The following is a 26,293-nucleotide window of genomic DNA, read 5'->3' as shown; positions in this document are numbered from 1 at the left end:
TCTCCCATTTTGCTCTATTTCCCGCAGGAGTCAAGTTCCTTCCGCTGCAATCCACTAAAGGTTTTTAACATTTAATCCAATAGCAACAATATTTATAGAGCCAATAAATAAAAGATTTATTGATCTTCTGGCACATATTCGGTCGTCTCAAACTTTTTTTTATCTCCTACAAAAAAGTAAGCTTCTCCGTCTTTGCCGGTTTCATCCCCGCTTGAGGCCCCGTGAATCATTTTTCCCGGTGAAAGCTCTTTTCGTTCCCCTTTTTCATCGACGTAAAAATAGTTTGTGGCAGCCCAGCCATCGTGGATATTTTTTTCGTTAACAGATGTCTCTCCTTCTTTATTCACTTTGTACTCTTTCTTTTCCTCTGCAGAAGGATCGTTATGAACCGTAACCCACCCTGTATAACCTTCCGGGATTAAGAATGTGCGCTGAGACTCATCCTGCTGTTTTGGGCACCCCGCAAGGAAAAAAGCAGCTGTTAAAATCATCACAAATCTTTTCATCTTACTTCCTCCCAATGAATGAATTATTCGTTAGCATCAACTAATGTTCTGATTCTATCCCTTCATGATTCAAGCTTGTAATTTATACCAGATGTTGACTGTTTCTAATTGGGGAAAGTAAGTGTGAGGTGTTGATATGAAGCTAAAAAAAGTATGTATCTGTCTCCTGATTTTTTTTCTTTATTTGCCTATTCATGAAGGAAGTGCACAAGCTAAGGCCGTCAAAGTAATTGACGTTGAAACAGGCGACGTGGTGAAAGATCTTCCTTCTTCCGCTTATTTTACGAATGAACTGAAAATGGCCATTCAGTCAATGAAGGGAATTACAGTAAAAGTGAATCCCCTGCCAAAGAAAGGGTATTTGATTTTAATTCAGCCTTCAGAATCACTTAAAGTGAAAAACAAATGGTATGACGGAATCGTCTCTGAAGGTATGATTGTCTACAGCAAAGAGGATTCTCCGAGACTCATTTTGTTTACAGATGAAAACAAGCCGTTATTTTTTGAAATATCATACGATCCTAAAAATCTGATTCAGACACTTGGTATTCAGTAGGGGCTTTACCGGACTATCGGGCTTCGCTTTTCACGGGCGAGGCCTGATTAGATTTCTTCAACCCCAAACTGCACCAGACGAATCAATTGCACCGTCTGGGATCTAACCCTATAATGAGACAAGTCAGGGGAACCCCCCGCAGAGAGATTCATCAAGGAGGAGATCAGAAATGATAAAACTATTTGTAAGTGATCTTGATGGAACATTATTAAGCTTCGAAAAAAAAGTGACGGAGCAGGATATTTCCGCTCTTAAAGAATTAAAGAAAAATGGCGTGGATGTATGTTTAGCTTCCGGAAGAATGGATGTGGAGATTGGAGAAATTTTGACGATGGTCGGGGAAAAGTATCATCGAATCAGTCAAAATGGAGCTTTCATCAATACAGATCAAGATGAATCGCTGCATGCGCTCACCTTTGAAAATGTGATTGCTAAAGAAGTGTTTGAACAAGTCCGTTCTACAGACTTAATCACCATTATCGCGGATTACAGCAAAAATTATACAGAACGCCGTGATGAAGTCATCACGGGCATTGAATCGAGAATGTTCTCTCCAATTGAAGAGAACGTCAATCTCCTTCATGCTCTTGGCCAAGATGTCAAAGCATCTAAAATTTCTATTTTAGGTGAATATGAAGCCATTTCTGAGCTGCAGAAAACATTGCAGGAACGTCATCCTGATACAATAGAGACCTACATATCCGATAAGCAGTGCCTGGATGTCATGCCTAAAAACATAAGCAAGGGAAACGCACTTATGATGCTAATTGAACACCTCGGAATAAAGCCCGAAGAGGTTGCCTGCATTGGCGACTCATTTAATGATATTCCCATGTTCAATATGACCCCTCACAGTTTTGCCATGGAAGATGCTCTCCCAGAAGTGAAAAAGGAAGCCGCATATACTGCCTCCTCTGTAGGGGAAGCCATTAAGAAAGTTATAGAAATGAACAAAAAGCAGCTGCAGATAAAAGCTTAATAAAAGACAGAACAAAAAGGGCGATCAAGTCGCCCTTTTTCTGTTTTATCCTATACAGCTTTGCTGCCTGATAAATACATATTTGAAAATTCCTCTGCAGGAATCGGTCTTCCGCCAAGGTATCCCTGAAATTCAAGGCAACCTAATTTTGCAAGAAGATCCTTTTGTGTTTTCGTTTCAACACCTTCAGCAATCACTTTCAGTTCAAGGTGATTCGCCATCGAAATGATCATAGAGACGATCGCTTCGTTTCCATTATGCTGTTCCATTTCTCTTATAAACGATTGGTCGATTTTCAGCCTGTCGATGCTGAGCTTCTGCAAATAACTCAGAGAGCTGTAGCCCGTTCCAAAATCATCCATGCTTATCTCAATTCCCCTGCTCCTCAGCATAGATAATTTCTTGTTCGCCTCAAGCTCATTATCCATCATAGCGGTTTCTGTGATTTCAAGCTCAAGACTTGAAGCATGAATTTGATAAGAAGACAGAATCTCATCAATGGTTTGAATCAAGTCATCCTGGTAGAGATGGAGGTGTGAGATATTAATTGAAACCCGGCCGAAATTCAGGTTCTCACTTTCCCATGTCTGTACATGGCTTGCAACTTCACCAAGGACAAAACGTTCCAGCTCAAAAATCAAACCTGTCTCTTCCGCAATCGGAATAAAAGTAGCTGGTGATATAAAACCAAGCTCGGCATGCTTCCATCTGACCAAAGCCTCTGCACCAATGACCGTAGCTAGGTTTTCTTTGAACTTCGGCTGAAAATAAACGCTGAGTTCTTTATATTGAAGAGCTTTGCGCAATTCATTTTCAATCCTTATTTTTTCAATTAATTTATCATTCATTTCGGGCTTATAGATGCCGAAACTGTTCGAACCGTTCATTTTTACATCGTACATTGCAATATCCGCGAATTTCATCAGCATTTCAGCGTCAGTGCTGTGTGAAGGATAATGGGCGATTCCAATGCTTGCGGTAACTAAACAGTCATTTTCCCTGATCTTCATCGGCAAGCGGAAATGATGAACAATATCATTTGCCGTTTCATTTGCTGCCTCATAATCATCAGAAAGCAAAATAATGCTGAACTCATCACCGCCAAGTCTTGAAAGAATGGACTTTTCGGGGAGAACGGATGTAAGTCTTTCTGCTATCTTTACAAGCACCAGGTCACCGAAAGCATGCCCAAATAAATCATTAAGCCGTTTGAAGCGGTCAAAATCCAGATTTAATATAGCAAAGGCCTGATTTTCTGCCTTTAAATCTGAAAGCTTCTGAATAAAGAACCTGCGATTTGGAAGTCCTGTCAGCTCATCATGAAAGGCCAGATAATTGATGCGGTTCTGAGCTTTTTTGCTTTCAGTGACGTCTTTTACAACGCCATATACTCCTACAACTTTATGATTAACAACTTGCCTTACTGCTGTAATTAAAACATCAAGTGTTTCTCCATTTTTACTCTGCAGGGAAACAGACAGTTCATTTTCACTGAAGTCCCCTTTAACAATTTCAGAAAAGTAAAATAAAGCTTTTTGATGATCCGCTTCTCTTATTAAAGTCAGAAAACTTAGTCCGATCATATTCTTTTCCGGCAGCTGGGTCATGGCTGCGGCTACTTTGTTGACGGAAGTAATGACTCCATGCAGGTCAGTTGATATCACTCCATCAGGACTGTGATGAAACAATGAGCGAAACCTCTCTTCCTTTTCATTAATCCGCTCAGACTGTTCATTCATCATTGTATGGCTGTACAGGTCAGGAATAAATGTAAGAATAAGGTTCAATAAAAAGACAAATAGAAAAGGAAGCAAATAGTGATACGGTCCGTCATCTGCAAGCTGATAGTCTATAACTGAAGTCATGATCACATATGGAATACCTGCAAGTGATACTCCCCCAATGATGCTTCCTGCTGTCCGGTAGTATTTCGCCCGGCGATGATTAATCAAACCGTCCTCTAAAGCGATTAATAATAGTCTTAGCGCAGAAAAACTGAATGCCGCAGACAAAAGCGAAGCAAAGAAAATCAGCAGCGGCTTCACTTCAATCTGACCGTGAAATAATAGTGCATAGCCGATAAAATCAACCAAAATAATTCCAAGAGACATACTGCATCCCGTTATAAAATAGCCTTTTGAGCTCATTGATGGGATGCCTCCAGTTCTTATGGAGAAAAAAGCAACAGCACTGCAAACTGCATAGCTAACCAGAAAGTAAAGGAAAGGCTGCTGAAGCGTTATTTCCAAATGAACGGACCAAATGGCAAGCAGGTGAGTCAGCCAAAACAAGAAACCAAGGGTTAAACTGAGGACTCCTATGAGTGTGGGCTGTTTATCTTGAGTTTTACGACTGTATATAGTTGTGAACACCGGCGTCAGGTGATAACTGATAACCGATTGAACGAGAACAAGGAACATTAAAAACAAATCTGCATTCAAGTTAAACAATCAAAACTCCCCCTTATCTCTTATATCGAACAAAATTAAAGATGTTGAAGGGGGAATTCACTATTTTTTCAAAAAAACTTTCTTCTGCAAAAAATAGCAAAATATAGGTTTAAAAATTGTATGTTTGATGCAAACTATCCAACGAAAGGAAAATTCACTTGAAAGGAGGAATGAGCGATGAACAAGAACAACCAAAACAACAAGCAGCAAAACATGCAACAGCAGCAGCAAAATCAACAACAGCAAAACCAGCAAGCTGATACTGAGTTCTCTCAAGAAATGAATCAGCAAAAAGCTAACAAAAAACAAAAATAAGTTTACATACATGTAAGCTGCAGAAAGACGGTTCTTATGACCGTCTTTTTCTCTTTTATATCTTTGAAACGTTTTGTAAAAAATCAGCTTTAGGACGGGAATTCCCCTGTCATTTTATGATATACTATTTACGTAAAGCTGCAGATGATGCCACATCTACAGCCAAAGCAGTCAAACAGCACTCGAACGGATCAGCTTAATACACAAACGATTTACTGTGACCTCTTGAGATGCAGAGGTCTATTTTTTTTGCCCAAAACCGAGCACTGCCACAATTAACGTAGCAAAAGAAACCATTACAACTAAACTTTCAAAGATTGTCACATGTCATCCCCCCTTTCCTAGGGGTTCAAACTGATCCATTAAAGATTGGCCTGCCAGTCCATTATATCATTAATCGAACAAAACAGGAACATACGTTTGTATTTTGAGTCAAATCTCCTAATTGATGCGGTATTTTTCAAGTAAAAAAAAGAACACACTGAGTGTTCTCTAAACAGATTCCGCACCCACAAATGCAGTTCCTGCAGCGGAAAGGAACGGACCGGAAACAACAATTTTTGCCAAACTTTCTGGGCAGCCCCTTTATTTTGTCTATCTTAATCATGATCTAAAAAAACAGGAATGAAAGACAAACCATTTTCTTTTCTTGCAATTTTAGCATCTTCTGCATTTAAAGCCTGAATTTCACTAAGAATACCAGATGTTTCTGATATGGAAACTTCTATAACCTTTGAATTTTCATGATTTTTCACTTTTCCTATTACAGTTCTATCAATTGAAAATTCTTTTGGATATTTTTCAAGATATAAATCCATTTCTTTCATTTCATCATTCGACAGCGGTTCTGCTGTAAATCCATTTTCAGCTAACAATGCATCTATTTTTGTTTTTTCATTCCCTTTAGTTTGTTTTTCTATAGTTTCACTTTTATTTAATGGGATTTTCAGATCATTACCAACTTCAAGAATGCAGTCTTGGCGATTCTTAACCGGACCAAAGATCAATATATATTCGTCCTTTGCTCCTTCTACTTCACCCTTACTAAAAATCGGCTCCACTTTTTCGCCAGCTGATTTCAAAAATACACCAGATTTTTTATTGTCCACAATGTAACCGTATTTTTCATCTATTTTCCTTGCATGAAGAATTTTTTGTTCTAATTTACTCATTACCCTGTATTGCATTCCACTTTCATCTGTTTGGAGTTTCGTGTCAGATCCAGTAACAACCACTCTTGTTTCCAGCGCCGAAAACTCTACCTTTTTAATCTTGTATGTTTCTCTTTCGAAAGAGAAATTTTTGTTTATTTCTACTGTTTTTCTTTTTGATATGGCAGATTTATCGAGTGTGAAACTAAGTGGCCAAATCGTATGAACTGTACTAGCCTCATTACCATCATAGATTGTCAAGTTTTCAATTTCTAAACGAATGTCCTGACCTTCATATTCTTTGATTGATTCAAAAGATTCGGCCTCAGCCACTTTGTTTTCCTTACTATCGTAATACCTGCTTCCCCACCCTACATTATTTAATTTTTTTCGTTCATTTCCCACAATCAGGTTGATTGAAGTATCGCCTTCAAAAATATCTAGATAATAGTTCTTTAAATTTGTTTTTTCACTTTGATAGGTCAGTAACAGTTTTGTCTCCTTATCATCCGTCACCACCATTTCAAAATGCACTAGTATATCTTGTTTCTTATCATAAAATGTTTGATCAAGAGCTTGACCATACCCCTGGTTAATTGCAGTCCTAACACCAATATCATCAATATGTTTACTCGAAAATAGTTTATCATAAACCTCTTGAATAACTGCTAATGCGGGTGTAAACATTAATGTCGATACAATAATCAAGCACACTACAAAAGCTAATGAAATTTTTTTGTAAGGAGTACTTTTTTTATAGGTGCTGACATTTGTCTTTTTGCGATGTGTTGATAAAATAGAGTATTTATTTCGCTCATTAGATTCCAACTTTTCAATATCAGCTAAAATTCGGTTTTTTAGTTCTTGTTTTTTTGTTTTATCCCACATTAAATCGGAATTCAGCTTTTTTAAGGGATTATCAAACTCAGTATTTTCGTATTGCTTCTTCATTTAAAAACCCCTCCTTAATTAATTGTTTCTTTAGAACCGGCATCGCCCTGAAAAGTGTTGATTTAACCTTACTTTCAGACCAGCTCAAAATCTTTGCGGTATCCTCTATAGAAAAACCCTTGATCTTTCTTAAAACGATCACTTTCCTATATGTATCTTTGATTTCACCTAATGCTTTATAAAGTTCATATGAGTTCTCTTTTATATTTATAATTTCCTCAGGCAATGGAGTATTGTCTTTTTGTGAAATAAATAATTCTTTAAAAAACATACTGGGCTTGCGCTTTCTTAAAAAATCAACCGATAGATTGTGAGCTATGCTGAATAACCATGTTTTTTCACTAGAATGATGTTTAAAAGAATCGTAATACATATATGCTTTAACAAACGTATCGTGAGTCAAATCTTCTGCTTGTTGATAATCTTTAACCAACAATAAAATAAACGTTAAAACTGATTTACTGTGTTGGTCATACCAATCAGCAATTTCTTCTTTTCTGTGCTCCGACAAATTTATCCCCCCCATTTCTTGATGTTCAATACTTAGACGTATTAATAAATCAAAAGTTGTGTTTTAAATTTGTTTTTTTAAATCATTGAAAATCTCCTAAATATAAATTTTTTCTTCCGATCTTTAGAGGTCCTTAGTTGAACAAGATCCTGAATTACTATTTAATCCTCTGGACCGTTCCCAAAACAAAAACCCTTGAATGCAAGGGTTTTTGTTTGTGCATTTTTATAGGGTTTATAGGATTTTATATAAGTTTGATTTGTCAGTGTTTCCGGCTGATGAGTAAGCTTAACGGGTGCATAAAAAAGAGGAAGTTTATGCAGTGTTTTGTTTCGATAAAGGGTTCTTTAGTTAAATATTAATATCCGGTTCCATTTGTCAATCATTTATTCCGTTAGAATTGATGCCATTTAGACTTATAACTTCGCCTGGCCAGACTTATCTTTTTCAAGATAAGCCCCTTTAATGGAAGTACTTAAAATCACTGATAGTATTCATTTTAAAAAGTTTTGAAATCAACATCATTAATAAATATCCTATGCAGCCTCCAATAAAATTCAAGATTAAGTCATCTACATCAAATGATCTGCCCCTAACTATACCGATATAACCAAAAATAAGTTGAGAAGATTCAATAACAAATGTAGTAAGAAAGATTAAAAGCATTACATTAAAAGTTTTTGTCTTCCAAATGAATAAGTAAATTCCTAATGGTACTAGCAAAATCACATTCAACATCGATAATTTAACTGAGTTCCAAAAAAACCAATCAAATCCATTTGAACGATAATGAGAAAGCCAGTCCTCTATAAAATAGAACGGAACCAGCTGCACTAACGGATTATTGTCATTTTGAGGTGGAAACACTATACCATCAGTTGTTACTTGTATTACATTAAATAAATAAAATATAAAGCTATAACGAATTGCTCTTTTCAAAAGGTTTTTTGACTTATATTTAATACAGTCTACAACTATAAAACCTATTAAAAGAAATGTTCCAAAGATAACAACATTATAGTATGTATACAATGGATTCTGCTCCTTATAGCGTTATATTATTTCCAATTATTTCAAATAACGAGTAATATTTCAATGTTTTTTGTACAAAAAAAAGAACTTATCTTTTCTGGATAAGCCCCAATTGTAGAATACTTGTGGGTTACTTCTCCACAGGCACTAATATTTAGTGTTATTTACAGTTTCCCTCTCAAAACGGAACCCCATAGTATTCTTTTTATTGTGTTTTGATCCGGTTTTGATCCACTGTATTACAGGCTATTTTCATTTTTGCCAAAGTGCCTTTGAGGGTTTCTTCATGATTGCATTGATCATTCAGATACATTTCTGATAAATCATAGACAGATCTCGATAGCAGCTCGACGACATTTTTTAAGGAATGAGCATCCGGGGAGTATTCATCATGCAGCACTTTACGGACGATATCATCACTGAACTCTTTGATTTTTAAGACTTTTTCCTTCTCAGGCATTTTGAAATCCTCCTTTTTTTATCATATATAATACATTCGCCAATTCAGGTCAGATCCCCTTTGTATGATTCTGTCGAGACATCGATCTTTTAAATAGAAAAATGACTTCCAGCCGGAAGCCATTTTGAATGATTATTTTTAATCAAGATGGTTCAATATGAACATGAACATGAGAAATGCGATGTTCTTTCTCCATTCTTTTTTCCACTTCATCTGTAATTTCGTGGCTTTCGGTTACGTTCAGTCCGGCATGAACTTCAATAACGACATCCACAAGAACACTGCTTCCCAAGTAGCGTGCTTTAATATCCTTGATTCTGTCTACTCCCGGAGTTGATTCTACTGTTGCTTTAAAGTTCAGCAGCTTCTGATCATCAAAACCGTCTGTCAGGGAATGAGCCGTTTCTTTAAAAATATCCCATGCCGTTTTACAGATAATGAAACCGATTGTGATGGCTGTAATCGTGTCAAACCATGCAACGCCAAATTGAGACGCGACAATACCCGCAAAAGCTCCAACGCTTACAAGTGCATCTGAACGGTTGTCGTGTGCTGCTGCGATCAGTGCTTTTGAATTGATCTTTTTCGCCAATGATTTATTGTAGCGGTAAACTCCATACATGATGATGGCACTGATGATGGCTGCCCATGCGGTGATTAAATTGGGTGATTCTGTTTTGGGCTCTATGATGGATTTAAATCCTTCGAACAAAACCTGAATCCCGACAGACATGATTATAAATGAAGCAACCAGTGCCGCAATTGCCTCTGCTTTAAAATGTCCGTATGGATGATCATGGTCAGGCGGCTTTTGGGAAATTTTCAAGCCGACTAAAACGGCTGCCGATGCAATCACATCTGTCCCGTTATTCAGGCCGTCTGCCAGCAGGGCCTGAGAAGAGTACGCATAGCCGATGCCAAGCTTTGCTGCAGCAAGAAGGACGTAAGCTCCAATGCTCAGCCAGGCGCCGCGTTCTCCTTTTTTTAAATCCTGATAAACGTCCAATGATTTCACTTCCCCATTTAAAGGATCCAGTTGCATAAGCAGAGAAGCTTTGTTGTCAGTCTACTGATTCCACTGCTTCGGAAGCATTTGAATGGACGTATTTAAAGTGTCCAGTTTGCTTTCAATCCGGTGCAGCAGATAGAGAGTAACCATAATCGGAAAACCGACTTCGCTTATTAATTGAATCCACTGTTCCATAATAGGTTTCCTCCTTTTCCAGTTTTTATGTTGACTATTTGCTTATCCATTTAGTGAGGAAGGGCCAGATCCCGAACAGAGATCTGACCCTCATTACCATTATCCGATTGTCAGGTCGGTTAAATTTCTCTCAACGACACGCGCCCCTTTTTTGCTGATCAAGTCTCCGCCTGGAGATGTGAAAGCATTTGATGCAAGGATTAGGTCCATCACATTTGACACATCACTCTCAACAACCGGTTCTTTTGGAGAATCGATGTTGATTTTCACCTGCTTGCCTTCTTCGTTTAGAAATTGAAGTTCCAGTGTTTTCGCCATTTACATTCCCTCCCTTCTTCTATATTTCCTGTTGGATTAAGCTGTTACCTGATGAGAATCGTTTCGTTCAACATGAGATAGAATCTGGGTTTGCAAATCTGTGATTGCAGAGGCTGCCTGAAGCAGCTGTTCAGCGGTTGCTGTTGTTTTCACGTTGTTGTAATTCTTGTATTTGTAAACCTGCTCTCCCAATTCATCCATGCCCATATCGAATACCAGGCGAAGCTGTGAATCAAGAATGATTGTTTCTGCCATGCTGATCACCTCCTTTCGAATACGTTATACAAGGAAACGGTCACCAAAGTAGCAGATTTCAGAAACTTTTTTTGAGAATGGATAAGCAGTATTAAATTTATAGTATGTTCTGCGGTTTTTTACAAAAAATAACATCAGGTTGATTCGTTCAATGGAAATCACACGAATCCTGATAGGTAGGTATGAATGTGAAAACAAGTAAACTGGAAGTTCTGTTATGGAGCATAGCGTTCCCGGGGTTTGGACAGCTTCTGAACCGTCAGCTGATTAAAGGAATCCTGTTTATCACGCTTGAACTGCTGATTAATACATATAGTCACTTCAATCAGGTCATCATGCTCAGTTTTTTAGGAGAAATTGATGAGGCCGTTCAAACGGTGGAATTCGGATGGCTGATGTTTTATCCGTGCATATACATGTATGCGATGTATGATGCTTATAAAAATGCGGATGGGTCCGAGCCTCCCTTGTCTTTTTTGCCTTTTGCCTTCGGCGCTTATTTTGTAACGGTCGGATTAATGTACTCTCCTAAACTCAAGCTGTTCGGCGTGCTGTTTGGACCAATTTGGCTCCCGATGCTTTCTCTTATTCCAGGATTGCTGACCGGATTTCTTATCCGATTTATTATTTTGAGAATTCAAGCGTTTCGAAAAAGATAAACTCTTTTCTATACGTTTTAAGGCCTGAAATTCGGGTAAATAAAGCTTAGAGGCAATGATTCGGGCACATCTGAGATTCACACTTACTCTAGCTGGCGCGGGCTTGGAACCGCAAGGACGTATGAGAGGCAGGGCTTACGTTGTTTAAGTGTCCCAAGATGGGCTGAATCAAACGAACCTACTCCATTACATACACGACTTAAAATATAAAATTAACTGTGCACATGTGTTCTGTTCAGGCTTCATCAACAGAATCATGTGCTTTTCTCGTTTTGGCTGCTTTAATAACATCAGTCCGCTAGAAGACTGGTGCACTTTGGGAGAGATTGATTTGAAGCATATCCTATTACTCGGCGCCGGCCATGCACACGTTGCTTTTTTAAAAAAACTGGAAACAGAAGAACTGGACTGCAGCATTACTTGTCTCTCTCCATCCTCTTTTCAGTATTATTCCGGCATGTTTTCAGGGTTTACAGAAGGACTGTATGAAAAGGAGGAAATAAGAATAAATATTGAAGAGCTATGCAGCCGGACAGGCGCTTCGTTTTTAAAAGGGGAAGCAGTCAAAATCGATCCTTGCCTAAAGCAAGTAGAAACCAGGGCCGGAAATATTATCCCTTTTGATGTTCTCTCTGTTGATATCGGTTCTCTGACAAAATTCAGCAGCTTATCCGCACATGGGGTGTTTAGTTTAAAACCAACTTATACGGTTCCTGAAAGTATTCAGGAGCTGAGAAGTGCGGCAAATCCCGTCATTATTGGAGGCGGTGCCGCAGGGGTGGAGCTTGCACTTTCAGCTGCTGCATTTCGCAGAAAATATGGACTTCCCTCCAATTTGATCCTTTTGAGCAAGACACGTTTAATGGATTCATATGGAGAAAAGCTTTCCAGTAAAATCTCTCGTATTCTGATTGAAAACGGCATACGCGTCATTGAACATCAGGAGATTTCAAAAGTAGAAGAACATACCATTTGTATGGATGACTTGCATGTTAACTATGACATAGCCCTTGCAGTTACTGGGCCAAAAGCTCATCCTCTTTTAATAGAAAGCGGCATGGAATGTGATGAACATGGTTTTTTACTTGTAAATGCCCAGCTGCAGGTTCCCTATTTTCCATACATTTTCGGAGCAGGTGACTGTGCCACTTTGAAGCAGCATTCGGATCTTCCTAAAAATGGTGTATATGCCATCCGTCAGGCACCCGTTTTATATGAAAATATCAGGAGATTTCTGTCTGAAGATGAGCTGACAGCCTTCCATCCGCAAAAGCGATTTATCAGCATTCTTTCAGCGGGTGATAAAAAGGGATTATTCTTATATGGAGGGTTTTCGTTTTATGGTTCTCTCGCATGGAGAATCAAGCATTGGATTGACAGAAGGTACATGCGGAAAATGGGGAGCTGAGAGAAAATAGTCTGTTATTGGCACGTTCTTTCCTTAGAAACTTCAAACTCATTCAGAACTATAGAATGCCATCAAAAAAAGCATGGAGTTCTCCATGCTTTTTAAGGCTTGACTTTGATCCATTTTTCAGTCAGCTTTGGCAGAATGCCTGAAAACAGTTTTTCTCTCCAATACAGATCAGCCGTTTTTTGCACAGCTGCTGCATGATTCGGATACGGGTAAACCATTTGAGAGAGATCTCCGATTTTTTTCCCGTTTTGTTTTGCAAACACCACAGTCTGCATCCAGTCTCCTGCTCCTTTGCCAATCGCATGTGCCCCGAGGATTGTTCCTCCTGTGTTTGTTATGATCTTTACAAAACCATCTGTTGCGCCGTCCGCAATAAAACGATCGACTTCATTGAGCGGAGCTTTAAATACTTGAATCTCTTTATTTGCTTCTCTTGCCTCTTTCTCTGTCAGTCCCAGATGGAAGACTTCGGGACTTGTGTATGTAACCCAAGGCATATGGTCATATTTCACTTTATTCGGCAATCCCAGAACGGCTTTCTGTACAACGGCTTTGCCTTCCATACCGGCTGCATGCGTGAATAGATAGTTTCCATTCACATCACCGATGGCATAAATATGGGACTGGCTGGTCTGCATCGAGTCGTTCACTTTAATAAAACCTTTCTCATCGCATTCGATTCCAATTTTATTTAAGTTCAGTTTATCAGAATTCGGCTTCCTGCCTGCAGCAAGCAAAATCTCATTTACTTCTAATGTCTTCAGCACACCGTCCTGACTGATCACAAGCTCTTTGCGGTCTTCAAATGCTGAAGCAGATTCAATGCTTGCCTCTGTTAAAATCGTCATCTCTCTCCCCAGCAAATCCGTTGCAAGCTCCCTGATTTCATCATCTTCTTTGGAAAGGAGCATGGATGATCTTTCAATGATGGTAACTTCAGAGCCAAGTCTTGAAAAAGCCTGTGCAAGCTCTACACCGATCGGTCCGCCTCCGATCACAGCTAATTTTTCAGGAAGACGATCCAGATGAAAGACGGTTTGATTCGTTAAAAACCTGGAATCTTTAAGTCCTTCAATATCCGGCACAGCAGGTCTTGATCCTGTAGCAATCACAATCTTTTTCCCCTTAATGACCTGTTCTCCGACTTTTATTTCATGTTTAGTCTGAAAAGCTGCCGTTCCATGGATGACATCGATTCCAAGCTTCGTAAAGCGTTCATCGTCATCATGCTCCTGAATGGCTGCTATCGCTTGATGAACATGATTCATGATCTGCTTCATATCGGTACTGCCGCTCACGGATAATCCGAATGATGCAGCTGTCTGTTTTGCCTCATAAACGTGATTTGCGGCAGAAATCAGCGCCTTTGATGGCACACAGCCAGCGTGAAGGCAGTCACCGCCTAAATTTTTATCTCTTTCTATTAAGGCAACGTGAGCACCAAGACTAGCAGCTCCTGCCGCAACAGTCAGGCCGCCTGCACCTCCGCCAATGACAATCACATCATATTCTTCCATGGTTCTCTCCCCCTATTTCAGTATTTTTTTTGCTTCAAGCAGCCGCTGTAATGCGGTGAATAGTTCAATTGCAAAGAATAAATAGGTAATGAGAATCAGCTGATCGGTAAACAAAATCATCAGCGAAAACAAAATAAATCCTTCCGTTCGCTCGGCAAGTCCTGCCTGATAGTAGAATGATTTGACGCCCTGCTTTTCACTGATTGCTCCAACCGTCAAAAAGATCGTCATGGAAATAATGATGGAAACAGAAAGCAATAGCAGCGGCAATTGCGCCTCAGGGTACGCTAATGCAAGACCGACGATAACACTGATCTCAACGACTCTGTCAAACGTTATATCAAGAACCGTTCCAAAACCGGACGGCTTCGTCAGTCTTGCCATCGTTCCGTCAACAGCATCGAGGTAGCCTGAAAACCATAAAACAAATAAAGCCAAAATCGGCTGTTCCAGATAAATGAACACACCTGAAGCGGATCCGATCATAAAAGCAAGGACAGTTACCTGATTGGCTGATAAGCCAGCGTTTAACAGCTGAACAGCAGACTTTTCAATAATAGGCTGCACATACTTGCGTGCATGAGTATCTAGCATAATGTGTCCTCATTTCCCGTTGTGGATGATCATTTTTTTTAGTTGTTTTTTGAAAAAAAGCGGCACAATGAGCAATAGCAAAAAGATCATGCAGGCTGCAACGATAATCGCGGTGTCGCCTGCAGCCAAACTGGAACCAAGAAATGTAAAGGCGAATGTACCTGGAATAATTCCTATAAAAGTTGCAGACGCAAATGGTATCAGCTTCACCTTAGAAACACCCGCCGAATAGCTGATCAAATCAAAATGGAAAAGAGGAATAAGCCTTAAGATAAGAACATAGAGAAACCCATTCTGCTCAAGCTGGCGTTGCAGAGCAGCCGCTTTATCGTTTTCTTTGGTTTTGAAGAGATCAATCTTTAATTTCCCTGCAGCCAAATAGGCAAGTATCGCTCCAGCCGTTGCACCAATCATCGTGTAGACTGTTCCAAAATATGGCCCGAATGCAAGGCCGCCTGCTATAGAAAGGATCGATGCCGGGAAAAGCACAAGCGGCCTAATTGAATAGAGAGCTATATAGAGCAGCGGTGCCCAAAGACCAAAGGATAGAATCCATTCTTTGATCTGTACCGGTTCTATTTTCAAAAAACGCTGATTAATCCATAACAGCATTAGAACCAGACAAATGACCAAGAGAAGTTTTATTATGGTTTGTTTCTTCATCCTGTCTCTTCCTTCAGCATGTCTTCATCAAAATAGCAAAGCATGTCAGGATCTATTACTTCAATAAATACGGAATCACCAATGTCCGCTTTCAAATCAGAATGCAGTGTCAGCAGTTCGCCGTTTCGGTTTAAGAAGACCGTGTAAAACGTCATGCCATGCTTTTGAACAATGTGCTTAACTTCCGCTTGACAGGAAATCGTTCTATTCTCTGACTCATTTGTTACCATCCGCAAATTTTTCACATGGGCAAACGAGGTTTCATCAATCATCAATCCTTCACTAAAAAAGGCCGCTGCTTCCGGATTTTTCGGATGAAGGTACAGCTGCTCTGGAGTTCCCATTTGCTGAATGCTTCCATTGGCTATGATGGCCGTCAAGTCTCCCATATACATCGCTTCCTCCATATCATGGGTGACAAACAGAGCGGATGTGTGCTGTTCCTTCAGCAAATTTCTGACCCATGTTCTAAGGCGGTTTCTAAGGGCCGGATCAAGACTCGCAAAAGGTTCATCCAGCAAGACAAGTTTTGGCCTGATGATAAGCGCTCTTGCTAAGGCAACGCGCTGCTGCTGTCCCCCTGACAGTTCGTGGGGATAAGCGGACTGAAATTCTATCATATCCACCCTGTTCAGCATCTCAGCCACTCTTTCTTTGCGCTTTTTTTCTTTCAAAACTTTTAAACCATATTCCACGTTTTCAAAAACCGTCATATGAGAAAACAAAAGAGGCTGCTGAAACATCATGACAACAGGTCTTTTTTGTGGCCGCACCGCTGACATATCCTTCCCTTCAATCCATACCCCGCCTGCATCGGCTGCCTCTAAACCGGCGATGCATCTTAAAAGCGTTGTTTTCCCGGTGCCTGATGGCCCAACAAGAGAAATGATTTCGCCTTGACTGATAGATAAATTCACATCTTGGAAGATGGACGATTCTTTAAATCTTTTCGTTAAGCCTTTTATCTCAATTATGTCATTCATAGATCAATCACCTTTTCTGATAAGGAGTTACAAGCCGGATAAAACCTTCAAACAGCAGCCATATAAGGATGGGTATGAGGGCAAATAGGACAGAGAAGCTTGCAATGACAGCATCATCTGCGCTGCTGAAATAAGGAAAAAATAAACTTGCAAGTGTAACAACCAATCCTCCCCCAATGAGTGCCGTCAGCAAATATTGACTGAGAGAAATCGTACAGGCCAGAAAAATCACACTGCGAATACTGGGCAGCAGCTGAGGCAGGAAGATTCGGTAAAAAATAGACAGACTGCCCGCTCCAAGAGATTTTGCCTGCTCCTCCCACTTCACTCCTATTCTTTCAAAACCTGACCGCATCACTTTAATGGTATAAGGAAGAGTAGGCAGCATGTGAATCAAAACCACTCCTGCCATACTGCCCGCAAGTCCTGCCCGAATAAAAACAATATGAAGCCCTAAAGCAATCGTTAATGCAGGGACAATAATTGGAGCCAGAAGAAGGGTTTCGATGGCTGCCTTTCCTCTGAAAGATTGATGTGCAAGCACTTTAGCTGCTGGAGTCCCTATCAAAAGGTTTAATCCTATTACCCATAGAGCGATTTCTGCTGATTGAATGACTGCTTCAAAAAGCTTTGGCTCCTGAAAGAGAGTCATGTAGCTGCGCATTGAAAAACCATCAGGCAGCACATGCCCCCACTTCCAGCTGACAGCTGCACTTTTAAACATGACAAATACAGCTGGAAAGAGAAATAAACTGATTGTAATAAAAATAATAGCCTTTGATCCTTTAACTGCACCTGTATTCTCAATCGTGCTTTCTTTTGTTATTCTTTCCCGCTGTCTGTTAAGGATTATATACACGGTAAATAAACAAATGAGAATAGCGGCTGCTGTGGCGATCATAGCCGCAAAAGCAAGAGGCCTCCTGCTCCAATCTCCGGAATAAAACCATTCGAATGTCAGGACAGAAATCATCTTCGGATACGTAGCTCCAAGCAGTGCCGGAACTTCATAGGCTGCAAAAATAAATGAAAACAGAATCACAAAAATTTCAATTAAGGAAGGTAGGATGACAGTCCATTCGACCGTTTTGAATGCCTCCCATTTTGAACCGCCAAGCGTGTAGACAGCTTCTTTTTTAGCCATGTTTAACTGCTGATAAACCGGAAGAAGAATTAAGATAACGAACGGAACCTCTTTCCATAGATAGGTGAGAATAATTCCAGCTCCTCGATCACTCTTCATGATCTCTGGAAAACCATCAGGAGATTCTATGAATCCTGCTTGAAAAAAGAGGGTAGAAAACCATCCGCTTTGCGAAAATAAAAGATAAATCATGTATCCCCAAACGAAATGGGGAAAAAGCATTGGAATCCATGCAGCCAGCCTGAGATGCTTTTTTTGCAAAAGAGGATAAGTGCTCCGAACGATAAGCAGTCCGATGATCATAGACAAGATGACTGAAACCACTGTAATTTTCAGGCTATATAGAAAAGATGCCTGAAAAGACGGATTCTTCAGCAATTCTGTATAAGCAGCTGTATTTATAGTCCCGCCCGGACTTGTAAAGCTCTCAATTGCTGCCATCCATAGTCCTGCTCCTGCCATTATGGCAGTAAACAGGACAGCAGGCAGCAAAGGCCATAGCTTATTTTTTGCCAGCAACTTCATTCATCCAGTTCTCCTTTAGCCAGTTCACATATTGTGCATCAACCTCTGGAACTAGCGCCTCCTGCAGGATTTCCTGAGACAGCACTGATTTTCCGCGTTCGATTTCATTCAGCTGTTTTTTTTCTTTTTCGTTAAAGGTTGTAGGATCGACAGCAAGCCCTTCTCCCCAGTATGTCTGATCATGCTTTGCAAGCTGAGCTTCGGGAGACATAAAGAAATTAATCGCCGTCATTGCTCCTTCAGTATTTTGTGAATTAAAAGGGATCCCCAGGAAATGTGTATTGCCAAGAGAGCCAGATTCTAAGACGAATGATCGGGTTGTTTCAGGAAAAATTCCTTTTTCAATCATGCTCTCCGCTCTTGCCTCGTTATACCCCATCGTCATCCAGACATCTCCGCTGCTGTATAGTCTATCTAGTTCGGCCAGAGAATTCGGATAAGTTTGACCCTTTTTCCATAAAGATGGTTTGATGGCATTTAGGTAATTCCACATCTCCTTGCTGTTTGAAGCAGCGAGCTCTTCATTGAATCCTTCCTCAAGCAGTGCATCTGCTCCGCCTGCAGATTCGTAAAACACATGCCTTAAAAACGCATTGCCTGTAAAATCATTGGCGTCCGGATACGTAAATTTACCCGGGTTCTCTTCGATCCAGCTTTTTAGATCATCTAACGTTGTGGGAGGATTTTTCACCTTTGCTTCATCATACAAAAAGACAAACTGCACCTTTCCCCATGGTGCTTCAAACCCTTCTGTCTTTTCACCAAAATCATATTGAATATCGAGAGCATCCTGATTCACATGCTCTTTAAAATTCGGCAGCTTTTCTGTAAATGGTCCAAAAAGCAAGCCGCTGTTTTTCGCATTTTTGAAATTCTCACCGTTGATCCAGATAATATCCGTGCTTCCCTCTGACTGTCCTGCTTTTTTCTCATTTAATAACTTTTGCAGAAATTCGGGAGCATCCATTGGAACACGTTCAAGCTTAATGCCATATTGCTCTTTAAGCCTTGGGGCAGCCCAGTCATCAATGTACTGATTAATTCCCTCATCTCCGCCCCACATAAACATGTGAACTGTACGGCCGTCTGCTTTTTTCTCAATTTCTTCCCATGATAGGTCAAGTGCGCCCATATTCTCGTTTGGAACGTTTGATTGTGAGCAGCCCGCTGCCAGTATCAGCATAAAAAATAAAATAAATGGCTTCATGGTATCCTCCTGTATTCTCTTTTCATTTTGCACTGATTTTATAATTAATCATGCTATGCCTTCCACATTGTTTCAAGTAGCAATATGCTGTTAGAAGGTAAACGGAGGAAACAGCATTATGGATGAATGGATTTATTGGAATTAGGAACTTCACCTTATAACAGCATAAAAAAACCGAATCAGGATGTGATTCGGTTTTTAAATCATACTTTAAATGCGGAATGCGCCAACAAGCTTTGCGAGATCATCCGATAAATCTTTTAACATTTTTGAGGAGTCAGCAACATCCCTGATACTTACGGAAGATTGATGAACGGAGGCAGAAACTTCTTCTATTCCCGCAGCTGATTCCTCTGAGACAGCTGCCACTTCTTCTACAGCCCTGTTCACAAGTGTCATACCGTCCGCTATCGTATTGACATGCTCGCCGACATTAGCAATTCTCTCATCAAGCTGTTGAATGGAATGACTGATTTGCTGAAAAGACTGACCTGTGAGGTGAATGGAATGTGTAGAATCTTTCACTTTTATTTGTCCGCTGCCAAGCGTTTCGGCAACGTGGTTTGAAAGGTTCTTAAACTCATCAACAATTTTAGTGATATCCGTGATTGAAGACGTTACCCCAACTGCCAATTTCCTGACTTCACCCGCAACTACTGCAAATCCTCTTCCATGCTCTCCGACTCTTGCAGCTTCTATCGCTGCGTTTAAAGCAAGTAAATTGGTCTGATCGGCAATTTGTTCGATGACCGTTACAAGCGATGTAATCTCATTTGTTTTTTCTTCTAACATCAAGACCTCCCGTGCGGAAGAATCCATGACATTCATGATTTCATTCATATGGATAACAGAAGACTCCATTTGATGGGATCCTGAAGCAACAAGCTGCATGACTTTTTCCGATGATTGCCTCATAGAACTTCCTTCTTCATTTGCTTTTTCGATTTGTTTTGAGAAGTCCTCCATTTGCGCGGCAATATCTGAAGATGCATAAGATTGCGCGGATGAACCGGCTGCAAGCTCCTGCATCGTTGCGGATACGTGCTGACTTCCTTCGTTCACTTCAGATGATGCTTTGTTAAGCTGGACACTCCTTGCTTGAAGTTCATTTGAAGCCTCTTTTATATGCATGACCATACCATTCATTTTATTTTTCAAGTTGTTTTGAGAAGCTGTCAGCTGGCCGATTTCATCCCTGCCGCCATACACCATATCCGGTGATGACAGATTCCCTGCTGCCACTTCTTTGGAAAAATCAATGACACGCTTTATATGCTTCATGATTAATTTCTGAATAAGAAATGTGACTGCTGCTGAAATCACAATCGATCCAATCAGGGCGGCGATCAGTGTGAACGCGATTTGTGCCATATACTCCCGGGACTCATTCACTGAATTATTACGTTCTTTCATTTTCATGTCCCGCAGCTCATAAAGAGCAGCAATGGTTTCATCACGGAGAACGTTCGCCCGTTCCCTGGCCTGTCTTAAAGTCTGAGTATTGTTTTGTTCGACAGCCGGCATGACTGTTATGTAAAACAGATCGTTCAGCATCTTATCATTTTGAATTAATTTTAGAAACAGCGCTGTTTCATCTGAATCGTTAAATTCCTTTTTGCTGTCTTCTCCTGCTTGAAGCAATTTTTTCCGGGTTTCAAGGTATGCTTCCTTATTTTCATCGGATGGATTAATAATATAGTCTGCAATCGTTATGTCCATTGAACGAAAAATGGACCCCATTTCTGTTATTTTCCTCTCACTGTCGCTCATCCGATCCATTTTAGATAATTGATCATTGAGACCGCTCAATTGTGCAAACGTTACCATTGTTGAGATCGCAAAAAGGAAAATACAAATAAAAACAGAAAAGCTGAATTTCCAGCCGATTTTAATATTCCTCCACGCACCCGTCAGTTTTTTCATATCGTAACCCCTTTTGATTTTTATCTATGAGTATTATCGACAAAATCTAGTAAATGTTTACTATTCATCCACATGTTTTAAATATAGGTATATTTATTCATAATCTGTTAAAATTTTGATATAATAGATTTATTATTTTTTAAAAGAGGCGATATTTTTATGGAAGCTTGTTCATTTTGTTATCAATCATTCAGCGTTTACGAAACTGGCTTCTTAACATTGAGGACTGCTGATGCTTCAGATGAATTAATAGGAATGGGGTTTTATCTATCAGCAGACAGGTTCGCTCGTTTCCCTTATTCTTCAAAGAATCAACTAAAGGAAACCTTGATGAAAGTGAACCTTTTATTTACTGGCAGACAGTTGGATGCTGCCATTCATAAGGTAAAAGGTCCTGCTCCCTTTCAATTTCATTCCTTACAATTCATCTATCAGCATGTCATGAATGAGGACACCGTAAATCTGATTCAGACGGGTGCATTTGTCAGTCATCTTCAGCCAATCTTACATGCTCAGTCGGGGGAGCTATACGGGTATGAATCGCTGCTGAGATCTGCAGATCAGGAAATTTCTCCGTATCACCTTTTTCAGACTGCCCAGAAAACGAATATGCAGTCCGTCTTGGATAAAAAAGCGAGAGAGGCTGCCATTAAAGCCCGAGTCAGCCAAATTCCGGCTGGAATTAAGAGTTTTATCAACTTTCTTCCATCTACCATTTATAATCCGGAATATTGCCTGAAACACACATTTGATATTGTGAAAAAATACGATGTCTCACCAGAAGATCTAGTATTTGAGGTTGTGGAAACAGAAAAAATTGAGGATATGAACCATTTAAAAAACATCCTTGATACATACCGCAAGAATGGAATGAAAGTAGCTCTTGATGACCTTGGCGCGGGGTTTGCAACACTTGAAATTTTGCGTGAGCTTCATCCGGATTTTGTGAAAATCGACCGGAATTACATTTCGGATTGCCATGAAAGCCTTGAGAAACAGGACTTTCTTGCAAACGTCATAAACCTCGGCCGCAAATTGGACATTCAAGTTCTAGGCGAGGGTGTTGAAAAAGAAGAAGAATTTGAATTCATAAAGGAGCTCGGCATTGATTTTGTTCAGGGGTATTTGTTTGGGAAGCCTGCATTGAAACCGGCTGAACACCTGGTAAGAGTAAAATAAAAAAGCGGGGGCATCTCCCGCTTTTATCTTTTAGAGGCTCTGTATCCCGCACCAACTGCTTCTTCCTCGGAACAGAACATTTCTTCTTCTTTTGTTACGTCATAATATTGTCCTTCAGGCATATGATAAATCTTGTCTCCTGATGAAGAAATATTCCCTTTAATCGTGCAGGCTCCGGCTGGTTCTTCTTTTGGAGCTTCTTCTTTTGGAACTTCTGCTTTTTCTTCCCCGTCGTTAAAGCCTTCGTCCTCTGTTGAATAATTTTCAATGCTCCAGATTCCGATCTCCTTTTTCTGGGCAGCTTTTTGAAGCTCATAAAACTCATCCACATGCTTCGTATTTGGCGCATAAACATAGCCCACACGCGCAAGCCCCTTTTCTATCAGGAGTTTATTGAACATCTTGCCGTCTACATGAAGATAGACAAGCAGCCTTCCATATTTATCTCGTTCCCCTACGTCAAGTTCAAGCTTCACCTCTTTGCCCGAAAGCGTGTTTTTTGCAAAGCTGCTTGCTTCAGGTCCAAACGGCTGGACAGGTTTATTGGGATGAACCGTTTCAGGTGTGTCGACAAGCAGCAGGCGCAGCGTCTCTTCTTTTCCGTCAACAAGCACTTTGACTGTATCGCCATCGATGACCCTGACTACCTTGGCCGGAATGAAATTTTCATTTTCAGCAGCTGCTTCCTCAATTGTGTTCTCTTCTTGTGAGGCTGAATTCTCTGTTTCATTACTAGCTTCATCCTCATTAGGACGAATTTCTTGTGAAGCTGAATTCTTCTTTTCTTTTTCAGCAGGAGTTTCATCCATTGCTGTTTCTGAACAGGCTGTTAACATAAAGGCTGCCAAAAACAGCAGGAACCATTTTTTCATTTTCTTTATCCCCTTTTATTCCTCAAAAATCAAACCGCACGATATTCTTGCATGTGCGGTTTGAATCGATGCTTATTTATTTTCTCTCTATTTAATGATTTGAAGCTCTTTAGGAAACTTTGTCAATGTTTCATGCCCGTTTTTCGTAATGTAGACATCGTCCTCTATGCGGACGCCGCCGATTTCAGGAACGTAGATGCCTGGTTCAATTGTATAAACCATGCCTTCTTGAAGAAGGTCATTGTTCGTATGGCTCATGGACGGGAATTCATGCACGCTAATACCAAGGCCATGTCCCAATCGGTGAGGGAAGTAATCGCCGTAACCTGCATTTGTGATAACATCGCGGGCAATTTGATCCAATTCCCCGATTCTCTCGCCTGGTTTGCTTGCATCCAGCGCTTTTAATTGAGCTTCGAGCACAGTATCATAGATTTCTTTTTGCTTATCACTGATTGATTGATAAGCAAACGTACGAGTAATATCTGAGCAGTAGCCATCAAGCACAACACCAAGATCAAATAAAACGAAGTCCCCTGATTTTAAGGCAGTCAATCCGGGATTTCCATGGGGCTGTCCTGATTTTTCACCGAACAGAACCATCGTAGAAAAGGACATTTCGCGAATGCCTTTTCGTTTTAGTTCATATTCGATTTTTGCAAGAACGTCCATTTCGCTGACGCCTGATTGTAAAGCCTGAACGCCTGCCTCAACGCCGAAATCTGCAAGCGCTGCTGCCTGCTTTAAAATCTGAAGCTCTTTATCGTCTTTAATCAGACGCAATTGATTCATGATCTCCTCGGCTGAAACAAGTTCTGCCCCAGTCAGTATGGTTTGAATCTGCTCTGCACGGGCAAAGGATAAAAGTTCTTTTTCAACCGCTGCTTTTTTCACGTCCTGCTGCCCTCTTTTATTAACGGCATCTTTTACTTTGTCCCATGGATTTTCGTGATCGGCATAACCGATGATTTCTCCGTCAAAGCCTGCAGCTTTCGCTTGTGAAACTTCCATTCCCGGGCAGATAAAAAACGGCTCTTCTTCTTTAAAAACAAATAAACCCATCAGTCTTTCATGGGGATTTGTGTGAAAGTTCGTTAAGTAGAAAATGTTTTCTGTTGATGAAATAAACGCAGCATCTGTATCCTGCTGTCTCAGCCAATCAGTAAGCTTAGTTAATCTTGCTTTTTGCATGCACTCTCTCTCCTTCATCTGCATAAGTCTTCTCTATCATACGCCAAATTCATCAGAACTTAAAGAAGACTGACGGACTTCTTCAGAAATGCGTCCGGCTTTTTTCTTTTGCAGAACCCGGCTCAGTCTGATTCGGTTATAGCGCTGAATCAAAATAAACGGACTATTAAACGCGAAAGCATACAGGACATTAAATAAGCCGGCCGCAGGCGTGTTCCAAATAAAAAAGAAAAAACAAGGGATAAGCTGAAGCCAGTGTGATAACTCGCCTCTTTTTGTTTCTAGAAGAAACCTCTCCATCTCGGACCGGCACTTTCCTGTCAGAGTTTTTTTTGAAAAACCGCCTTTAAACAGTTTCCCCGCTTCCGGCAGACGGTCCTTCCATTTTCTAATTTGGATTTTTTCATAGAATATGCCTGACCGCTCCCAGTTGAATGCTGCAAATATCCCATTAAACGTTCCTATGAACCTCTCACTCATTCTTACGGAAAAAAACGAAACGGAAAGATGAATCAAGAGCCAGGCAGCCATATTAATAAATAGAGCAGCACCATTAGTCAATTCAATCATTTTGCATCTTCACGGACAATAATGTTCCGTCCTTTCCAAGCAGCAGATTTCCTGACGAACGTTTTCCAAAGGGATGCAAGAAAAACAATCATAAAAAAGAGAGCGTGCACCGGAAAAAAACAGACTGTCCAAAGGCTAAAACGTCCGATTTCTTTAACGGCGATCCAAATTTGAAGCATCGCGGCGATATACAGCAGTACATATAAAAACCACCATTTGCTGAAAAGCACACCGATTTCTGTAAAAAAACTCAAACATCCTGTCAGCCAGATGATAATTGGCAAAAGCACATACCATTTTGTCGCTTTGGCACCGCTCGCAAAGGTCTTGCTGAAGCCGCGGATGAGCGACAGGACTCCATCAGGATACATTCTCATGGAGATAGCCCCTTTGCCGCTTGCACAATATACAGGTGCTCCTTGTTTACGAACATGTTCGGCAAATGCCATATTCTCAACTACTTTGTTTTTAATGGCTTTATGCCCGCCCCAGGCAAAGTAGTCCTTTTTCGTACAAATCATACACTGTCCAAACCCGCCTACTGATCTGCCTTTTCCCTGCAGGATATGAAAAGCGCTTGTTGCCGCAAACGTAACAAGGTGAAAAAAAGCAGAAAACGATTCATATGGTTTACGTGTGCTGTGATAAGGGTGAACAGACAAAATTCCTTCTGCTCCTTGTTTTAAAAATGCAGCAGCAGACTGAGCTGCTCCGTTCTGTTCAAAGAAAGTATCAGCATCGATGAACATGAGCCATTCTCCTTTTGCCTGCTCAGCTCCAGTGAAGCATGCCCATGATTTTCCAAGCCAGCCCGGCGGCAATTCTTTTGCTGCTATCACTCTCGCACCAAGAGATGCCGCGATTTCGGCTGTTTTATCTTCAGATCCGTCATCTACAACCATGATTTCACCGATCTCCTGCTTTTCTTTTTCCAATGATGTTAAGAGTCTGCTTATATTTTTTTCTTCGTTTCTTGCAGGAATAATAATAGACAAATTGTGGAGTACTTCACGCCCATCAGAATGTTGTCCGCTCTGAAGTGATGGGATTTTATATAGAAGCATGAGTCCTGTAAGAATTCCGATAATTATTGTAATCATAGAGACGTCACTCTTTCTTATGAATTTGGCCGGCGCCGGCGCTTCCATGTTATAGAAAAAA

General features: G+C 40.4%; 28 protein-coding genes. 6 read left to right on the top strand and 22 right to left on the bottom strand.

Features of this window, described 5'->3' with window-relative positions:
• Positions 1–116 precede the first annotated feature (116 nt).
• On the bottom strand, positions 117–506 hold the full coding sequence (locus AC3ISE_RS08055; RefSeq protein ID WP_489223794.1) for a DUF6843 domain-containing protein: 390 nt from the start codon (positions 504–506) through the stop codon (positions 117–119).
• Between the two features lie 136 nt (positions 507–642).
• Between AC3ISE_RS08055 and AC3ISE_RS08050 the strand changes: the two genes are divergently transcribed.
• On the top strand, positions 643–1,062 hold the full coding sequence (locus tag AC3ISE_RS08050; RefSeq protein WP_489223793.1) for a hypothetical protein: 420 nt from the start codon (positions 643–645) through the stop codon (positions 1,060–1,062).
• A 169-nt stretch (positions 1,063–1,231) separates the two neighbouring features.
• Positions 1,232–2,041 carry a Cof-type HAD-IIB family hydrolase gene (locus AC3ISE_RS08045; protein WP_489223792.1) on the top strand — a complete coding sequence of 270 codons (810 nt, stop codon included), beginning with the start codon at positions 1,232–1,234 and terminating at the stop codon, positions 2,039–2,041.
• 50 nt (positions 2,042–2,091) lie between these two features.
• On the opposite strand, the gene AC3ISE_RS08040 is transcribed toward AC3ISE_RS08045, so the two are convergent.
• A complete protein-coding gene (locus AC3ISE_RS08040; protein WP_489223791.1) occupies positions 2,092–4,491 on the bottom strand; it encodes a putative bifunctional diguanylate cyclase/phosphodiesterase in 2,400 nt (799 codons plus the stop codon).
• Between the two features lie 177 nt (positions 4,492–4,668).
• Between AC3ISE_RS08040 and AC3ISE_RS08035 the strand changes: the two genes are divergently transcribed.
• A complete protein-coding gene (locus AC3ISE_RS08035; RefSeq protein WP_165970936.1) occupies positions 4,669–4,806 on the top strand; it encodes a hypothetical protein in 138 nt (45 codons plus the stop codon).
• Between the two features lie 240 nt (positions 4,807–5,046).
• Here the strand turns inward: AC3ISE_RS08035 and AC3ISE_RS08030 are convergent, their stop codons facing one another.
• The 9 genes from AC3ISE_RS08030 to AC3ISE_RS07990 form a co-directional block, all read right to left on the bottom strand.
• Positions 5,047–5,130: a putative holin-like toxin gene (locus tag AC3ISE_RS08030; RefSeq protein ID WP_223443286.1), complete on the bottom strand. Its 84-nt coding sequence runs from the start codon at positions 5,128–5,130 to the stop codon at positions 5,047–5,049.
• A gap of 275 nt (positions 5,131–5,405) precedes the next feature.
• Positions 5,406–6,908 carry a hypothetical protein gene (locus AC3ISE_RS08025; RefSeq protein WP_489223790.1) on the bottom strand — a complete coding sequence of 501 codons (1,503 nt, stop codon included), beginning with the start codon at positions 6,906–6,908 and terminating at the stop codon, positions 5,406–5,408.
• Positions 6,883–7,419 carry an RNA polymerase sigma factor gene (locus AC3ISE_RS08020; protein ID WP_489223789.1) on the bottom strand — a complete coding sequence of 179 codons (537 nt, stop codon included), beginning with the start codon at positions 7,417–7,419 and terminating at the stop codon, positions 6,883–6,885. Before AC3ISE_RS08020 ends, AC3ISE_RS08025 begins: the two co-directional genes overlap by 26 nt.
• Positions 7,420–7,881: 462 nt before the next feature.
• Positions 7,882–8,451, bottom strand: a complete 570-nt coding sequence (locus AC3ISE_RS08015) for a VanZ family protein (RefSeq protein ID WP_489223788.1) — start codon at positions 8,449–8,451, stop codon at positions 7,882–7,884.
• Between the two features lie 205 nt (positions 8,452–8,656).
• Complete coding sequence (locus AC3ISE_RS08010) at positions 8,657–8,911, bottom strand: hypothetical protein (protein WP_489223787.1); 255 nt, start codon at positions 8,909–8,911, stop codon at positions 8,657–8,659.
• 142 nt (positions 8,912–9,053) lie between these two features.
• Positions 9,054–9,917, bottom strand: coding sequence for a cation diffusion facilitator family transporter (locus AC3ISE_RS08005; RefSeq protein ID WP_489223786.1), 864 nt, complete (start codon positions 9,915–9,917; stop codon positions 9,054–9,056).
• Between the two features lie 60 nt (positions 9,918–9,977).
• A complete protein-coding gene (locus AC3ISE_RS08000; RefSeq protein WP_430008808.1) occupies positions 9,978–10,115 on the bottom strand; it encodes a YvrJ family protein in 138 nt (45 codons plus the stop codon).
• Positions 10,116–10,214: 99 nt separating this feature from the next.
• Positions 10,215–10,433 carry a DUF2922 domain-containing protein gene (locus AC3ISE_RS07995; RefSeq protein ID WP_489223785.1) on the bottom strand — a complete coding sequence of 73 codons (219 nt, stop codon included), beginning with the start codon at positions 10,431–10,433 and terminating at the stop codon, positions 10,215–10,217.
• A 36-nt stretch (positions 10,434–10,469) separates the two neighbouring features.
• On the bottom strand, positions 10,470–10,688 hold the full coding sequence (locus AC3ISE_RS07990; protein ID WP_489223784.1) for a DUF1659 domain-containing protein: 219 nt from the start codon (positions 10,686–10,688) through the stop codon (positions 10,470–10,472).
• Positions 10,689–10,876: 188 nt separating this feature from the next.
• Here AC3ISE_RS07990 and AC3ISE_RS07985 point away from each other — a divergent pair, with 188 nt between their 5' ends.
• Positions 10,877–11,347: a hypothetical protein gene (locus AC3ISE_RS07985; protein WP_489223783.1), complete on the top strand. Its 471-nt coding sequence runs from the start codon at positions 10,877–10,879 to the stop codon at positions 11,345–11,347.
• Between the two features lie 331 nt (positions 11,348–11,678).
• On the top strand, positions 11,679–12,755 hold the full coding sequence (locus tag AC3ISE_RS07980) for an FAD-dependent oxidoreductase (RefSeq protein WP_489223782.1): 1,077 nt from the start codon (positions 11,679–11,681) through the stop codon (positions 12,753–12,755).
• Positions 12,756–12,856: 101 nt separating this feature from the next.
• Here AC3ISE_RS07980 and AC3ISE_RS07975 read toward each other — a convergent pair whose 3' ends face one another.
• From AC3ISE_RS07975 to AC3ISE_RS07945, 7 genes are all read right to left on the bottom strand, one after another.
• Entirely contained in the window at positions 12,857–14,281 is a 1,425-nt protein-coding gene (locus AC3ISE_RS07975; RefSeq protein WP_489223781.1) for a dihydrolipoyl dehydrogenase family protein, read from the bottom strand.
• Between the two features lie 12 nt (positions 14,282–14,293).
• Positions 14,294–14,875 (bottom strand): CDP-alcohol phosphatidyltransferase family protein, encoded by a 582-nt coding sequence (locus AC3ISE_RS07970; protein ID WP_489223780.1) that lies wholly within the window; start codon positions 14,873–14,875, stop codon positions 14,294–14,296.
• Between the two features lie 9 nt (positions 14,876–14,884).
• Positions 14,885–15,538, bottom strand: a complete 654-nt coding sequence (locus tag AC3ISE_RS07965) for a TVP38/TMEM64 family protein (protein ID WP_489223779.1) — start codon at positions 15,536–15,538, stop codon at positions 14,885–14,887.
• Positions 15,535–16,521, bottom strand: a complete 987-nt coding sequence (locus AC3ISE_RS07960; RefSeq protein WP_489223778.1) for an ABC transporter ATP-binding protein — start codon at positions 16,519–16,521, stop codon at positions 15,535–15,537. The genes AC3ISE_RS07965 and AC3ISE_RS07960 overlap by 4 nt, the downstream gene beginning before the upstream one ends.
• Before the next feature lie 7 nt (positions 16,522–16,528).
• Positions 16,529–18,190 (bottom strand): ABC transporter permease subunit, encoded by a 1,662-nt coding sequence (locus AC3ISE_RS07955; protein ID WP_489223777.1) that lies wholly within the window; start codon positions 18,188–18,190, stop codon positions 16,529–16,531.
• Positions 18,168–19,397 (bottom strand): ABC transporter substrate-binding protein, encoded by a 1,230-nt coding sequence (locus AC3ISE_RS07950; RefSeq protein WP_489223776.1) that lies wholly within the window; start codon positions 19,395–19,397, stop codon positions 18,168–18,170. Before AC3ISE_RS07950 ends, AC3ISE_RS07955 begins: the two co-directional genes overlap by 23 nt.
• A 210-nt stretch (positions 19,398–19,607) precedes the next feature.
• A complete protein-coding gene (locus AC3ISE_RS07945; RefSeq protein WP_489223775.1) occupies positions 19,608–21,320 on the bottom strand; it encodes a methyl-accepting chemotaxis protein in 1,713 nt (570 codons plus the stop codon).
• A gap of 159 nt (positions 21,321–21,479) precedes the next feature.
• On the opposite strand from AC3ISE_RS07945, the gene AC3ISE_RS07940 reads away from it, so the two are divergent.
• Positions 21,480–22,499 (top strand): EAL domain-containing protein, encoded by a 1,020-nt coding sequence (locus tag AC3ISE_RS07940; protein WP_489223774.1) that lies wholly within the window; start codon positions 21,480–21,482, stop codon positions 22,497–22,499.
• Positions 22,500–22,522: 23 nt separating this feature from the next.
• Here the strand turns inward: AC3ISE_RS07940 and AC3ISE_RS07935 are convergent, their stop codons facing one another.
• The 4 genes from AC3ISE_RS07935 to AC3ISE_RS07920 all read right to left on the bottom strand — a co-directional run bounded on the left by AC3ISE_RS07935 (position 22,523) and on the right by AC3ISE_RS07920 (position 26,232).
• Positions 22,523–23,371 (bottom strand): thermonuclease family protein, encoded by an 849-nt coding sequence (locus AC3ISE_RS07935; RefSeq protein WP_489223773.1) that lies wholly within the window; start codon positions 23,369–23,371, stop codon positions 22,523–22,525.
• Positions 23,372–23,458: 87 nt separating this feature from the next.
• Positions 23,459–24,562: a M24 family metallopeptidase gene (locus AC3ISE_RS07930; protein ID WP_489223772.1), complete on the bottom strand. Its 1,104-nt coding sequence runs from the start codon at positions 24,560–24,562 to the stop codon at positions 23,459–23,461.
• Positions 24,563–24,598: 36 nt separating this feature from the next.
• The gene (locus AC3ISE_RS07925) at positions 24,599–25,132 is read right to left on the bottom strand and encodes a glycosyl-4,4'-diaponeurosporenoate acyltransferase CrtO family protein (protein WP_489223771.1); all 534 of its coding nucleotides are present in this window, start codon (positions 25,130–25,132) and stop codon (positions 24,599–24,601) included.
• Positions 25,129–26,232: a glycosyltransferase family 2 protein gene (locus AC3ISE_RS07920; RefSeq protein ID WP_489223770.1), complete on the bottom strand. Its 1,104-nt coding sequence runs from the start codon at positions 26,230–26,232 to the stop codon at positions 25,129–25,131. The genes AC3ISE_RS07925 and AC3ISE_RS07920 overlap by 4 nt, the downstream gene beginning before the upstream one ends.
• Between the last annotated feature and the right edge of the window lie 61 nt (positions 26,233–26,293).

Source organism: Metabacillus sp. KH_069 (assembly GCF_057838075.1).
This window is presented reverse-complemented; position numbering and strand designations above follow the sequence as displayed.